Here is a 13,742-nt window from a genome sequence, read left to right on the forward strand (position 1 = left end):
TTTTCAAACAAGATTCTTTTCAGATTGAATTTGTTCTTGATTTTACATATATTTGATAAACTATTTTATTGATAATCAACTTATAACAAACTTAAATGATAATTAATCAGATAAGAACATGTGCAAAATTCATAATACAATTGGATCTCTAAATGACATTCAGTACCATTTAGATTATAATCGAATCGATGAATTTAAGTCAGTAGACGAATTAATCAATTTTCGAATAAATTATCATTTTACACAACAACAAGTTGTTTTACATCATACAGAGCGAATTGAAAAAGAGAAAGTTACTCTTGAAAAAGAAATAGATGGATTACACGATTCTATTTTGATTATAAGAACTGCACTTCAGAAACTTTTAAAGAGACGACTTATTACTTTATATAAACAGATAGATGATTTACCTGTCCCAGGTTCTAAAGTAATTCCAATTTTACAAGACTATTATTTTAATCTTATTATTTGGCTGCAAATCTGGTTTATGGAAATTTCCTATCCTTTTAAAGTTTTCGCTGTAAAACAAAAACTAAAGAATATTCTTTTAAAAAAAAATAAGCGTTTCAACTTCTTAACGACAAATTTTATCGATGCTGTCAATCACAGTAGCTTATCGCATTTACAAACGTTACAAAAACAAAAAATAATAATTGATCAAATAAATAATTCGATTTATGGGGCAATCGGTGAGCAGAAAGTCGTAAATATGTTGAAAAACTTACCTGACGATTATGTTTTGATAAACGATTTCAATTATTCATTTTATCCTCCCTTATATTATAAAAAAGAGAATAATTATATAAAATCTATTCAGATTGATCACCTATTAATTGCTCCATGTGGTGTTTTTATTATTGAAACAAAAAATTGGAGTGAAGAATCAATCCACAATCCTCAACTATTTTCGCCCGTTAGACAAATAAACAGGACAAATTTCGCATTGTTCAAAATCTTGACCGATGAAATGAGCAAATTGAATTTGAATTCGCTTAAACATCATTGGGGAAATAGAAAAATTCCCATAAGAAATATCATTGTTTTTATAAACCATAAGCCAAGGGAAGTATTTCAATTCGCTAAGATTTTATCACTAACTGAATTATTATCCTATATCAAATACTTTGGAACAAGCTTTACAAAGGATGAAACACAAAATATTACAGACCTTTTAATGGAAATTTCAAATAAAAAAAAGCAGTCTAATCTAATTGTATCAGTTACTACACATTAAGATTTTTACAAACTAGTTATCAGTTTCATGCGCGCAAAACGTGTACTATAGTAACCTTCTTAAAACCTTAAGGAAAATCTTAACATTTACGTATGCAAATATTGCTTAAATTTAGCTTTACTAAAATTTGATGTTATCACAACTTTATTGATTTGTTTTGATAATCAATTAATTAAAATCTATTTTACTATTAAAACATACCGTTATGATAAAAAGAACAACCAGAACCCCAGCCGTAAAAAATACTGCAACACCAGCATCAGAACCTATAAAAGAAACTACTGAAAATACAACAGAAGTTAAACCAACTGCACAAACTCCGGCACCAAAAGCTACAACTCCAAAAACTCCGGTTAAAAGAGCGCCAAGAACTGCAGCTAAAACTCCGACAGCAACTGTAAAAGCAACAGCTCAAACTCCGGTAAAACCAGCTTCTAACGCGACTCCAAAAGCAGTAGTTAAAAGAACAACAACTTCTACACCAAAAACAGCAGAAGTAACGCCGGAAATCATTGAAATTAGAACCATTGAAAAACCTCAGGATCATCAGGCCATCTTAAATATTGATGAAATTGCCTTAGAAATTGTAAAAAACAAATCAAAAGACAAAAAAGTAAAAAGTAAGCTCAAAGAGAAAAAAGAAAAGGCTAAGAAAAGAGAAAAAGCCATAAAAGCAGTTATAAAAAAACTTGAAAAAGCTAAAAAAGCAAAGCTAAAAGCTGAAGCCAAAAAGAAAGAAAAAAAGGAAAAAGACAAAATTAAAAAAGCAAAAGCAAAGGCTAAAAAGGCAGAAAAAGAAAAAGCTAAAAAAAGCAAATCAAAGGATAAAAAGAAGAAAAAATAATTATTTGAAGAAGGTTTGACTTAAAAGTTGAGCCTTTTTTTATTCTTTAGACTCTGCTTCGAAGTCTCGTTTGTCATCCCGATTTCTATGATAAAACCAAATCCCTTATCAAAAAGATTTGGTTTTATCATAGAAATCGGGATGACAAGATTATGTACAGAATTGGAAGTAAAAAAAATTACCCCCCAATCGCAATCATACTACGATTATCAAAATGCAGTGCAGGGTCATCCATTTCAGAAACAGTAACCATTCCAGCCCTAACCTTCTTTTTATTTTTAATCGATTCTGAAATCAAATTGGTAATGGATTCTCCATTTCTGAAAGCCGTTAATAAATCAGTTTCTGAATTAGAGAAAAGGCAATTCTTAATTTTTCCATTTGCCGTCAGGCGGATTCTGTTGCAGCCATCACAAAACGGATTAGTAATGGAACTTATGATTCCGAAATCACCTTGAAAACCTTTTATTTTATAGGTTCTCGCTGTAAAGTTTTTTTCATCTTCCAACTTTTGAATTTCTTCAGATGGAAATACATTATTTACTTCTGATAAAATCTCATTTTGAGAAACCATTTTGCTTCTGTCCCACTCGTTTCCGGCGAAAGGCATAAACTCAATGAAACGAACAGAAATCGGTAAAAACTGCGTTAACTGGACAAAATCAGTAATTTCATTTTCATTGAAACCTTTCATTAAAACCACATTTACTTTTACGTGAAAATCATTATTTAAAAGCAAGTGCAGGTTATCAATAACTTTCTCAAACTGATTTCTAAGTGTTATCGTGTGAAATTTAGACGAAACCAAAGTATCTAAACTCAAATTGATTTTTTTGATATTGGCTTCTTTCAAAGCCTCAATATGACGATCGATTAAAATACCGTTTGTGGTAATCGAAAGTGATGTTTCTAAAGTTGCTAATTTCGAAATAATCTCCGGAAAATCTTTTCTTAATAAAGGTTCTCCACCCGTCAACCTAATTTTATCAACGCCATTTTCTACGAAGATCTGAGCCACAGCAAAAATCTCATCAGCCGTCATTAAACTGGCTTTTGGAGACAATGCGATTCCGTCAGCAGGCATGCAATACGTACAACGCAAATTGCATTTCTCCAGTAACGAAATACGCAAATAATTGTGTTTTCGTCCAAAATCATCTGTTAAAATGGTTTTAGAGGGTGTCATGATTTTTTCCTTTTAAAATATGAAAAACGTGCATTACATGAGGAAAAACAGCATCCATCGATTCTCTTGCTCCGTTTGTTGATCCCGGCAAAGCCAAAACCAAACTTTTTCCTAATGTTCCTGCTACTGTTCTTGATAACATAGCATACGGCATTCTTTGTTGTCCATAATTACGAATGGCTTCTTCAATTCCCGGAATTCTGCTTTCCAATAACGGTGACAATGCTTCAGGTGTTACATCTCTTGGTGACAATCCTGTTCCTCCCGTAAAAATTACCAATTGATGTTCTTTGGCGAAAGCTTTTGTTCTTTCCTGAATAATGTCAATTTCATCCGGAATAATCTCGTAATGTGCTGTTTCAACTCCGTAAGAATCCAGTTTTTCAACAATGATTTTTCCAGAACGATCTTCCTTGTCTCCTGCAAAAATCGAATCGGAACAAACAAAAACGGCTGCTTTTATTACGTTTGGGAATTTATTTTTGAAAGAAGATTTTCCGCCTTCTTTATTCACTAATTTAATAGTTGAAATTTCGATTTCCTTATCAATCGGTTTCAACATATCATACATCGTAAGCGCTACAATCGAAGCGCCGTGCATAGCCTCGACCTCAACTCCGGTTTTATAAACTGTTTTTACATTGAAGATAATCTGAATGGTCAAACCTTCAATTTTATATTCCACTGAAGTAAATTCAATTGGAATTGGATGACAATCCGGGATTGATAAATGGGTGTTTTTAACAGCAAATAATCCAGCTGTTTTTGCCATTTCAAGCACATTCCCTTTTGGAACCAGATTATTCACCACAGCATCGATTGTTTCCTGTTTGCTTACTTTGACAATTGCTGTGGCCGTTGCGGCTCTTAAGGTGCTTATTTTATGTGTAATATCAACCATTAGTATTTTGTTTCCAGGTGAATGTATCGTTTTCAAACATTTCCTTACCAAAAATCGGCACATCTGTTTTAATCCAGTTTACGATGGCTTCGGTTGCTTCATAAACCTGTTTTCTGCGTGTTGCGGAAACGAATACGAACAAACAAATCTCACCTGCGTTTACAACACCTAAACTGTGATAAATGTGCATACAGGTTAAGTCGAATTTAGCGAAAGCTTTTTCTCGAATGGCGTGCAAAGCTTCGTTTGCCATATCCGTGTAAGCTGAATAATCAATTGCGACTACGGTATTATCGTGAATAACATCGGCGCGAACTTGTCCTAAAAAAATATTGTGTGCGCCAATTGTATGTTTGGATTGATGTTTGGCGATAGACTCGGCTATAAATTCAGGAGAAATAGGTCCTTCTACAAATACATTTTTACTCATTTTTCTTTTATTTTTTTTGAGGTTTTTTCCGCCACGAATTCACGAATTAAAAAATAATCATTCGTGAATTCGTGGCGGAAAAATTTCTCTAATCTGCAATTTTCTCTTTTACTATTTGGCTTAAATCCAAAGCTCCTCCGACAATAATTTTTACATTTTTGAAATTCTTTTTCTGAAGTAATTCGACTGCTATTTTACTTCTGATTCCGGATTGACAATAAACATAAATTGTTTGACTTGGATTCAAGTTTTCAATTTCGCTTTCTAAATTCATGAGCGGAATCTGAATTCCATTTTTGAAATTAATTTTCGGAAGTTCACCTTCATTTCGAACATCCAAAAACAAAACTTCATCATTGTCTATTTCATCTAAAATAGCTGACGCAGCAATTTCTTCAACCTGATTTTCAGTTACTTTATATTTTTCTTCAAAAGCCTTTTTATCAAGCTTAGCAATCGCATTCTTCTCAAAGTCATACTTTTGCTGCTCATTATTTAAAATATTATAAACCAATATTTTACCATTCAGCACTTCTCCTATTTCTAGAATCATTTTGATTACTTCATTCGCCTGCAACATTCCAATAATTCCAACTGAAATTCCGATTACTCCGGCATCTTCACAATTTAGAGACTGGCTGCTTTCATCCGGATACAAACATCTGTAGGTTGGTCCGTTTTGATAATTAAAAACCGAAACCTGTCCCTGAAATCTAAAAATAGATCCATAAACCATTGGTTTATTTGTTACTACACAAGCGTCATTTATTAGATATTTGATCGAAAGATTGTCTGTTGCATCAACAACAATATCATATTGTTCAAATAAGGCAATCGCATTCTTTCCTGAAAGTTTCTCTGCAATCGCATTGACTTTCACTAACGGATTTAATTCCAAAACCATTGCTTTGGCTTGTTCCACTTTATAATTTCCAACGGCCGAAGTTTTATAAATTACCTGACGCTGTAAATTAGAAATTTCAATCACATCATCATCAACAATTCCAATTTCACCAACGCCGGCTGCAGCCAGATAAGGCAAAACAGCAGCGCCCAAACCGCCTGCACCAATTATCAAAACTTTCGCTATAGATAATTTATGCTGACCATTCTCTCCTATTTCAGGTAGAATTATTTGTCGGTTATAACGTATTGAATCATTCATAAAATTCATTATTTACCCGCCCGCGAAAGGTGGCAATAAAGCGACAACATCACTTGTCTGCAATTTATAATCGGTTGTTTTTGGCACTATTTTTTGATTGACAGCCACACTAAAACTAAGGGAATCGAATTGGTATTTTATTTCTAAATCCTGCAATAATTGTTGCAGTGAAACTTCAGAAAAAGGGATTTTTTCGAATTCACATTTGGTCTTTTCAGCCACAGCTCCAAAATATTTAACTTCAATCATTATTCTAAATTTAAATTCTGAAAGACAAACTCATCATCAAAATGCTCCTGAAAATAGGAAGTCAATTTTGAAGTATTTTTTACCACTTCTCCAATCACAATAATGGCCGGTGAAGAAATTTTCTTTTCTGATACCAATTTAGTAATTGAACTTATAGTTCCAACTACTTTTTGCTCTGTATTTTTTGTTCCGTTTTGGATGATCGCTATCGGCAAATCATCAGTTCGGTTTTCTTTATAAATCGAAATTATTTCTTCTAGTTTATGCATTCCCATCAAAATCACCACTGTTGCTGCTGATTTTGAAGCCAAATATACATCTTTCGATAATTCGTGATTGGAAGTTGTTCCGGTAATTACCCAGAAACTCTCAGCAACCTGCCGTTGTGTCAAACTAATTCCAACCGAAGCCGGAACTCCTAAGGCAGATGAAATTCCGGGAACAATAGCGGTTTCTAAACCAAATTCCTCGACGTAATCAATTTCTTCGCTTCCTCTCCCAAAGATAAAAGGATCTCCACCTTTCAAACGCACCACATGTCCGTGTCGATTTGCCATCGAAACAATCAATTCATTAATTTGATCCTGTGTATAAGCGTGACATCCTAATCGTTTACCCACAAAAACAATTTCTGCATTTGTAGCGTATTGTAATAATTCTTCGTTTACTAATGCATCGTATAAAACAACGTCAGCACTTTCCAACGCCTTTATTGCTTTCAATGTAATCAATTCAACATCTCCAGGACCTGCGCCTACAATTGTTAATTTTGGTGTTTTTGAGTTTCGCATAACTTCTAACTTAAATTGATATTCAGGTCGTTTAATTCGTCAACCGAATTAATGTTTGTTAAATGAAAGTTTTCACTTTCGTCAATATTGAGGATTTGATGCGGAATTTTCACCAACAAATCCATCATTTTTAATTCATCGTTATCAATTGCGCTTTTGATAACGGGCAATACTTTTTTAGAATAAATCCCGATCAACGGATGTAATCTGCTTTCTGAAGCAAAAACTGTAACTTCAGCTTCATTATTATGTTTTGAAATAAGTTCAGATAACAACTCCGTTGAAATTAACGGAATATCACAACTTAAAATCAAATTAAATTCGGTTTCAGAATTGGTCAATGCCGTATAAATTCCTCCCAATGGCCCTTTATCTAAAATGATATCCGGTATTTTTTGATACGGTAAATAATCATATTCTTTAGTTGCCGTTATTAACTTTACTTGCTCTGTAATAGGCAAAATCGCCTGAATTATATGTTCAACAAATGGTTTTCCCTGAAACAGCACTAATCCTTTTTCAGACTGCATTCTGGAACTTTTTCCTCCACAAAGAATAAATACTGTTAGTGTTTTCATGACTTTTATTTTTGTTTCAGGTTTCAGGTTGAAATGAGAAAAATTTTACCGCAAAGAGCGCTAAGGTTTTTTCATTACTTATTGACTTTAAATAAGTTCGCAAAGCTTAAACTACAAAGCTTTGCGAACTTTGTTATTTCTATAAACCGCTTTGTAAAACCTTAGCGCACTTTGCGGTTAATTTTAATTTCTTACGGAAAAATCAATTTAATGCTTGCCATTAAAATCACCGTTCCTAAAACAATTTTTAATGTTTTATTCGAGAAATAACCACTACCATAATAACCACCCAAAACACCACCTACAACGGCAATCGGGACCAAATAAAAACTTTCTGTCGGAACTGTTTTTCCACCTAAAAAGAAGCCCATAATTCCGGCGAATGAATTCACAAAAATGAACAAACTCGAAATCGCTGCCGATTCTTTAATCGAAGCCCATCCTAAAAACAATAAAATCGGACTCAATATAATTCCACCACCGATACCCAGCATTCCGGATAATAATCCGATAATAAAACCAATTGCCAAAGCAAAAGGTAAATTGATCTGAACCGCTTCTTTTTCTTTAAAATTGAATATTCCAAACAATCTTAAAGCTGCAAAAACCAATACAACTCCCAGAATAATTTTATAAACTGTATTATCTAAAGTGATAAAACCACCAATAAATGCAGCTGGTATTGAAGCAATTGCAAACGGATAAAACAATTTCGGTTTAAAATAATTCATTCTGTAATAAAAGAAAAACGAAATACTAGACACAAACAAATTCAATAATAAAGCCGACGGTTTCATGACTGAAATCGGAAAAGCAAAAATCGTCATCAAAGCCAAATAACCCGAAGCACCACCATGTCCAACACTAGAATATAAAAAGGCAATCACAATTAATGCGAAGCTGAAAAGGAGGGTATTTTCGGAACTAAGGAGATTCATTTGTATTTTGTTTCAGGTTTTCTTTGTTTTAAGTTTCAAGTTATTGCTATATGTTTAAAATTGCACACTGCTGTTTAAGCTTGAAATTCTTTATTCTTTATTCTTTATTCTTTATTCTTTATTCTTTATTCTTTATTCTTTATTCTTTATTCTTTATTCTTTATTCTTAAAACATTCTAATTAATCGGCAATAAAGTCACTAACTGTCCTTTTTTTAGTCCTTCAACGTCATCCGGAACAATCAATAAACTGTTGGCAATTGCAAACGTATTTAGCATTGATGAAGCTTGGCCATCTAAAATTGTTACATTGGTTTCATCATAAAGTGCTTTTAAAAACAGTGTTTTTCCAGTTGTATTGGTTATCGGCTCATTTAACTTGCGAACTAATTTTGGCAAATGAATATCTGAGAATCCCATTCGGTTTTTAATTGCAGGATAAACATAGATATAAAAATTAGTCAATGACGAAGCCGGATTTCCAGGCAAAGCAAATACTAAAGTATCCTGCTTTGATCCGAAGAACATTGGTTTTCCAGGCTTTTGATTGATTTTATAAAAAAGCTCTTCCACTCCATTTGCTAATAAGGCATCTTTTACGAAATCATAATCTCCAACAGAAATTCCGCCAGAAATTAAAACAACATCATATTTTTCAAGAATCCCTTTTAATGCTTTTTTGGTGGCTTTAAGATTGTCTTTTACCTTATAGACTTTTATCTTATTGATTCCGATGGTTTGAAGCGCAGCTTCTAACATAACCGAATTACTTTCGTATATTTTACCTTTCGGTAATTTTTTACCTGGTTTTACCAATTCGTTTCCGGTTACTAAAATCGCAACTTTTGGCTTTTTATAAACAGTAATTTCCGTGATTCCTAAACAAGCTAAAAATCCAATTGCTGCAGGCGTTATTAAAGTATTGGCTTCAAAAACAACTTCTTCCTTTGTAATTTGTTCTCCTTTATTACGAATATTGGAAAATTGCGGTGGCATAGCAGCAATTAAAATCGAATCCTTATTTGCTAAAACATGCTCCTGCATTACCACTGTATCTGCGTTTTTTGGAACAAAAGCTCCGGTAAAAATACGCACAGCTTCATTTTCATTCAGTTTTATATTCGAATGATCTCCAGCCTGCGAAGTACTTATTACATCATATTGATGTTTTTCGCTGTGAATGAAGGCATAACCATCCATAGCCGATTGGCGAAAAGGCGGCATATCAATTGGAGAATACAATGTTTCTGCTAGGATATAACCCAATGCTTTACGAACCGGAATTCTTTGAACCGGCATATTCGAACTGTTTTCAGCCACTATCGCTAAAGCTTCACTTACTTTTATCATTTTAAAAATATAAAACTACGTATAAATACTTATTACAAATATAAGTATTTTTCCATAGGATGAGTTAAAAATTTTAATTTATTTTAATATCTATAAAATTAGTCTAATTTATTCAAAATCAACTTCAAAAATGAAGGTAGTTTTTATCTAAAAAACATAATAGGAAATCCAAAATAGTCTTTCCCAGACGTTTTGCTATTTATTCTTTATACTTTCAATCACTTTAAAACTAAAAAAAAGAGATAAAATACTTACTTTTTTAGATTAACAAAAGATCGTTTTTTAACATTTCACAAATTCATAAATAGTATGTTAAATAATTCAAAATCAACAAGTTAAACTCAAAATGTAAATAATAAAAATTAGCCTTTTAAACTAATTTTAAAAAAAACTTCAGAAATTTTTGGTTTTTATTAGATTAAAATTAACTTTGTCTATAGGATTAGTAGAGTTTAAAATCATATTTAAAACCAAAAAAACTATATTTTGAAAACAACCGCAAGCATATCGTATTTAAATCTTCAAAAAAAATATACTTATAACACTTTTTGTTATATGTGCTTCTGTTGCTAAATCTCAGCAATTTTTTTCGTTAACCGATGATTTTCTTATTCATACTAAATCGGAACCAAAAACGAATCTTTTTAAAATTCACCAAAAGAATTCTTATTGAAAATTACAATAATCTATTTGATACATTTTGTATTAATCTGATTCTTGAAACTATACCTATAAATCAAAAAATAATTAATAACTAAACAAACTAAAAATGAAAAAGATGCACCGCTGCTGTATATAAATAAAAAAAGCCATTTCTGCGGCAACAGAAATGGCGAGGCTTAAAGAATATTTATCGCTAAATCAAGAACACATTTAGAGTGCTGAAAAATCAGTGCCCAGGGTGCCTTGTTAATTACTTAAACCAGTACAAAGAAATGAAAAAAAAATTAAAAATATACTCAATACTATTTCTCCTGCTTCTGACGGCAGGGGTTAATGCTCAAAATACGACACCATTAATACAGTCGAAATTGGATGGAACTATTGTTGATGATGTTACAAATCAACCTATTATTGGGGCTTCAGTTGTTATTAAAGGAACAACTCACGGTGTTCAAACAGATGCAGAAGGAAAATTTTATTTTCAAACCGGTCAGAAATTACCTTATACTTTAATCATAAGTTATATTGGGTACAAAAAAACTGAGGTTATCGTTGATAAAAACCCTGTAACTATCGGCATAAAAGAAGAACGTCAGGAACTAGATGAATTAGTGGTTGTTGGTTACGGTTCTCAAAAACGAAAAGACATTACGGGTTCTGTAGCTTCGGTTCCAAAAGCAAATCTTTCACAGGTTACCTCATCAGCAGATAATTTATTGCGTGGTGCAATTCCCGGAGTGGTAGTTACACAAAGTTCCGGTCGTCCCGGCGCTTCTTCAAGCGTACGTATTAGAGGAGGAAACTCAATTACCGCTGGTAATGAGCCTCTTTATGTTGTTGACGGAATTTTAATTTACAATGACAACAATAATAGTACCGCCGGAGTAACGAATGCTGGTGCGACTGTCAATGTGTTATCAACTATTAATCCAGGCGATATCGAGTCAATTGAAGTATTAAAAGATGCTTCTGCGACAGCTATCTACGGATCGCGTGGAGCCAATGGCGTTGTAATTATTACAACGAAAAAAGGAACAAAAGGTCAGGATATTATTTCGTACCAAGGTTATTTTGGATTTCAAAATGTATCTAAAAAACTAGATTTAATGAATGCAAGCCAATGGGCAAGCTTACGTAATGATGTTCAGGCAAGTATTGGTCAGGCACCTTCTTTTACGGCAGATCAAATAGAGGCATTTAAAACTTCGGGGAGTTATGATTGGCAAGATGCAGTTTTTAGAACTGCTGCACCAATACAAAATCATCAATTGTCTTTTTCAGGTGGAGACGAGAAGTCAAGATATGCTATTTCAGCAGGTTATTTTCAACAAGATGGAATTGTAATCGCTTCAGATTTTAAACGAATTTCACTTCGTGTTAACTACGAAAGAAACTATTCACAGAATTTTAAATTTGGTGTAAATGCTAACTATAGTAACTCAATATCAAATGGCATTGGTACAAATGGTGGAGCTGCTGCAGGAAGACAGCCTAACCCGCTAGTTGTAGCGTTGTATCAGCCTCCGGTAGTTCCAATCAGAAATCCCGATGGAAGTTACAACTTAACCAATAATCCGTATGCAACAGCAGTTAACGGTATCATTCCTAATCCAATTAATGATTTGGAAAATACAATCAACGAAACTAAAATCAACAGAATTTTAACGAGCTTATTTGGTGAATACAAAATAACTAAAAAGCTTACTGCAAAAGTTGCTGTGAGTGGAGACGTTATTGATACCAAACAAAACTATTACGCACCATCAACTACTACTTCCGGAGCAGGAACTAAAGGTTTAGCTTCTGTTGGAAATAGATTAGTAAGTTCTGTTTTGAATGAAAACACCTTAAACTACAACACTAATTTTGGTGAAAATCATAAGTTTTCTGCTTTAGGAGGATACACACTTCAATACACAAAAGGCGAAGTTGTAAATGCGGGTGCCAATACTTTTGTAAATGATGCCAATACCTACAACGCTTTACAAGACGGTGTTCCTGTAAAACCTTATAGTGATGCTTTTGAAAGTGTTTTAAAATCATGGTTAGCCAGAGTAAACTACTCTTATAAAGGAAAATACAACTTCACTCTTTCAGGACGTGCAGATGGTTCTTCAAGATTTGGATCAGAATCACTTTGGGGTTATTTTCCATCAGCAGGATTTTCATGGAACATTACCGATGAAGAGTTTGCCAACAATATCAAAGGTGTAACCGAAGCCAAACTGAGAATAACAGCAGGAACAACCGGAAATCAGGAAATTGGAAACTATCTTTCTTTAGCTCAAATGGGTTCTGTAAATTATGCTTTTGGAGGAACTTTACAAACAGGTTTGGCTCCTACCCGATTGGCAAATCCGGATTTGAAATGGGAAAAAACAAATCAATATAATATTGGTTTAGACTTATCCTTATTGGATAGAAAAATCAATTTTGTTTTTGATGTTTATTACAAAAAAACAAATGATTTATTGATCAATGTACCAATTCCGTTGACTTCAGGTTATGCAACTGTGCTACAAAATATTGGTGGAGTTGAAAATAAAGGTCTTGAGATTGGTTTGATTACAGAAAATATTAAAACAGATAATTTCTCATGGAACTCTAATTTCGTTTTCTCTACCAACAAAAACAAAGTCGTTTCTATTGGAAATGGAGTTGATCAGTTTTTCCCGGTTGTCCCAAATGGTTCGTTATTGCAACAACAGCCTGTAACCGTAAAAGTTGGTTTGCCTTTAGGAACTTTCTGGGGATACAGAACAAATGGAATTTTCCAGACTCAGGAAGAAGTGAACACACAACCAAAAATCAACAGTTTAGCCAATACAAAAGTTGGGGACAGAAAATACGTGGATGCTAACGGAGATGGTGTAATTACCGCACTTGATAAAGGTAATCTTGGAACCTCGCAGCCAAAATTTGTTGGAAGTTTTAGCAACACGATTTCGTACCACGATTTTGATTTGAATTTCTCTTTCCAGGGTGCTTATGGCGGAAAAATATTCAATGCATTAAATCAGCAATTAGAAATTTCAACACTTGGAACAAATGCCAATGTGACGCTTGAAGATCGCTGGACACCAACGAATCCAAGCAATGAAATTCCGAGAGCAACAAGTTCTCCTCTTGGAATTGTTTCAGAACGTTATGTAGAAGATGCTTCATTCTTAAGGCTAAAACTAATCACTTTAGGCTATACATTACCTAAGAGCATTTCAACTAGATTAAAAGCAAAGAGTATTAAATTCTACGTTTCTGCAGAAAACTTAATTACATGGACAAAATACACTGGCTATGATCCAGAGGTAAGTTCATACGAACAAAACAACTTATACCCGGGAATTGACTTTGGTTCTTATCCAAACTCTAAAACATTCATTTCTGGCCTGAACATAACTTTCTAAGTAAAAAAAT

12 protein-coding genes are annotated in these 13,742 nt (G+C 33.3%); 3 read left to right on the top strand and 9 right to left on the bottom strand.

Annotated features, from left to right (window positions below; translation table 11 throughout):
* Nucleotides 1–118: 118 nt before the first annotated feature.
* Together IRZ99_RS08275 and IRZ99_RS08280 are read left to right on the top strand one after the other, a co-directional pair.
* On the top strand, nt 119–1,234 hold the full coding sequence (locus IRZ99_RS08275; protein WP_194656831.1) for a nuclease-related domain-containing protein: 1,116 nt from the start codon (nt 119–121) through the stop codon (nt 1,232–1,234).
* Between the two features lie 205 nt (nt 1,235–1,439).
* The gene (locus IRZ99_RS08280) at nt 1,440–2,078 is read left to right on the top strand and encodes a hypothetical protein (RefSeq protein WP_194656832.1); all 639 of its coding nucleotides are present in this window, start codon (nt 1,440–1,442) and stop codon (nt 2,076–2,078) included.
* A gap of 178 nt (nt 2,079–2,256) precedes the next feature.
* Here the strand turns inward: IRZ99_RS08280 and moaA are convergent, their stop codons facing one another.
* From moaA to glp, 9 genes are all read right to left on the bottom strand, one after another.
* On the bottom strand, nt 2,257–3,264 hold the full coding sequence (moaA, locus tag IRZ99_RS08285) for a GTP 3',8-cyclase MoaA (RefSeq protein WP_194656833.1): 1,008 nt from the start codon (nt 3,262–3,264) through the stop codon (nt 2,257–2,259).
* Complete coding sequence (gene moaCB / locus IRZ99_RS08290; RefSeq protein ID WP_194656834.1) at nt 3,251–4,165, bottom strand: bifunctional molybdenum cofactor biosynthesis protein MoaC/MoaB; 915 nt, start codon at nt 4,163–4,165, stop codon at nt 3,251–3,253. The genes moaA and moaCB overlap by 14 nt, the downstream gene beginning before the upstream one ends.
* Complete coding sequence (locus IRZ99_RS08295) at nt 4,158–4,595, bottom strand: molybdenum cofactor biosynthesis protein MoaE (RefSeq protein WP_194656835.1); 438 nt, start codon at nt 4,593–4,595, stop codon at nt 4,158–4,160. Before IRZ99_RS08295 ends, moaCB begins: the two co-directional genes overlap by 8 nt.
* A gap of 88 nt (nt 4,596–4,683) precedes the next feature.
* Nucleotides 4,684–5,760, bottom strand: coding sequence for a HesA/MoeB/ThiF family protein (gene moeB / locus IRZ99_RS08300; protein WP_194656836.1), 1,077 nt, complete (start codon nt 5,758–5,760; stop codon nt 4,684–4,686).
* A gap of 12 nt (nt 5,761–5,772) precedes the next feature.
* On the bottom strand, nt 5,773–6,009 hold the full coding sequence (locus tag IRZ99_RS08305) for a MoaD/ThiS family protein (RefSeq protein WP_194656837.1): 237 nt from the start codon (nt 6,007–6,009) through the stop codon (nt 5,773–5,775).
* Nucleotides 6,009–6,800, bottom strand: coding sequence for a uroporphyrinogen-III C-methyltransferase (gene cobA / locus IRZ99_RS08310; protein ID WP_194656838.1), 792 nt, complete (start codon nt 6,798–6,800; stop codon nt 6,009–6,011). Before cobA ends, IRZ99_RS08305 begins: the two co-directional genes overlap by 1 nt.
* A gap of 5 nt (nt 6,801–6,805) precedes the next feature.
* The gene (locus IRZ99_RS08315) at nt 6,806–7,378 is read right to left on the bottom strand and encodes a molybdenum cofactor guanylyltransferase (protein WP_194656839.1); all 573 of its coding nucleotides are present in this window, start codon (nt 7,376–7,378) and stop codon (nt 6,806–6,808) included.
* A gap of 191 nt (nt 7,379–7,569) precedes the next feature.
* Complete coding sequence (locus tag IRZ99_RS08320) at nt 7,570–8,316, bottom strand: sulfite exporter TauE/SafE family protein (protein WP_194656840.1); 747 nt, start codon at nt 8,314–8,316, stop codon at nt 7,570–7,572.
* 176 nt (nt 8,317–8,492) lie between these two features.
* Entirely contained in the window at nt 8,493–9,665 is a 1,173-nt protein-coding gene (glp, locus tag IRZ99_RS08325) for a gephyrin-like molybdotransferase Glp (protein ID WP_194656841.1), read from the bottom strand.
* Nucleotides 9,666–10,600: 935 nt separating this feature from the next.
* Between glp and IRZ99_RS08330 the strand changes: the two genes are divergently transcribed.
* Nucleotides 10,601–13,732, top strand: a complete 3,132-nt coding sequence (locus IRZ99_RS08330) for a TonB-dependent receptor (RefSeq protein WP_194656842.1) — start codon at nt 10,601–10,603, stop codon at nt 13,730–13,732.
* Nucleotides 13,733–13,742: the final 10 nt, after the last annotated feature.

The organism is Flavobacterium sp. LC2016-12, from assembly GCF_015351595.1.
Classification (GTDB): domain Bacteria; phylum Bacteroidota; class Bacteroidia; order Flavobacteriales; family Flavobacteriaceae; genus Flavobacterium.

Excerpts from the sequence above, each read along its gene's own strand:
- IRZ99_RS08275 (WP_194656831.1), top strand. The coding sequence starts at position 119 with ATGTGCAAAATTCATAATACAATTGGATCTCTAAATGACATTCAGTAC.
- IRZ99_RS08280 (WP_194656832.1), top strand. The coding sequence starts at position 1,440 with ATGATAAAAAGAACAACCAGAACCCCAGCCGTAAAAAATACTGCAACA.
- moaA (WP_194656833.1), bottom strand. The coding sequence starts at position 3,264 with ATGACACCCTCTAAAACCATTTTAACAGATGATTTTGGACGAAAACAC.
- moaCB (WP_194656834.1), bottom strand. The coding sequence starts at position 4,165 with ATGGTTGATATTACACATAAAATAAGCACCTTAAGAGCCGCAACGGCC.
- IRZ99_RS08295 (WP_194656835.1), bottom strand. The coding sequence starts at position 4,595 with ATGAGTAAAAATGTATTTGTAGAAGGACCTATTTCTCCTGAATTTATA.
- moeB (WP_194656836.1), bottom strand. The coding sequence starts at position 5,760 with ATGAATGATTCAATACGTTATAACCGACAAATAATTCTACCTGAAATA.
- IRZ99_RS08305 (WP_194656837.1), bottom strand. The coding sequence starts at position 6,009 with ATGATTGAAGTTAAATATTTTGGAGCTGTGGCTGAAAAGACCAAATGT.
- cobA (WP_194656838.1), bottom strand. The coding sequence starts at position 6,800 with ATGCGAAACTCAAAAACACCAAAATTAACAATTGTAGGCGCAGGTCCT.
- IRZ99_RS08315 (WP_194656839.1), bottom strand. The coding sequence starts at position 7,378 with ATGAAAACACTAACAGTATTTATTCTTTGTGGAGGAAAAAGTTCCAGA.
- IRZ99_RS08320 (WP_194656840.1), bottom strand. The coding sequence starts at position 8,316 with ATGAATCTCCTTAGTTCCGAAAATACCCTCCTTTTCAGCTTCGCATTA.
- glp (WP_194656841.1), bottom strand. The coding sequence starts at position 9,665 with ATGATAAAAGTAAGTGAAGCTTTAGCGATAGTGGCTGAAAACAGTTCG.
- IRZ99_RS08330 (WP_194656842.1), top strand. The coding sequence starts at position 10,601 with ATGAAAAAAAAATTAAAAATATACTCAATACTATTTCTCCTGCTTCTG.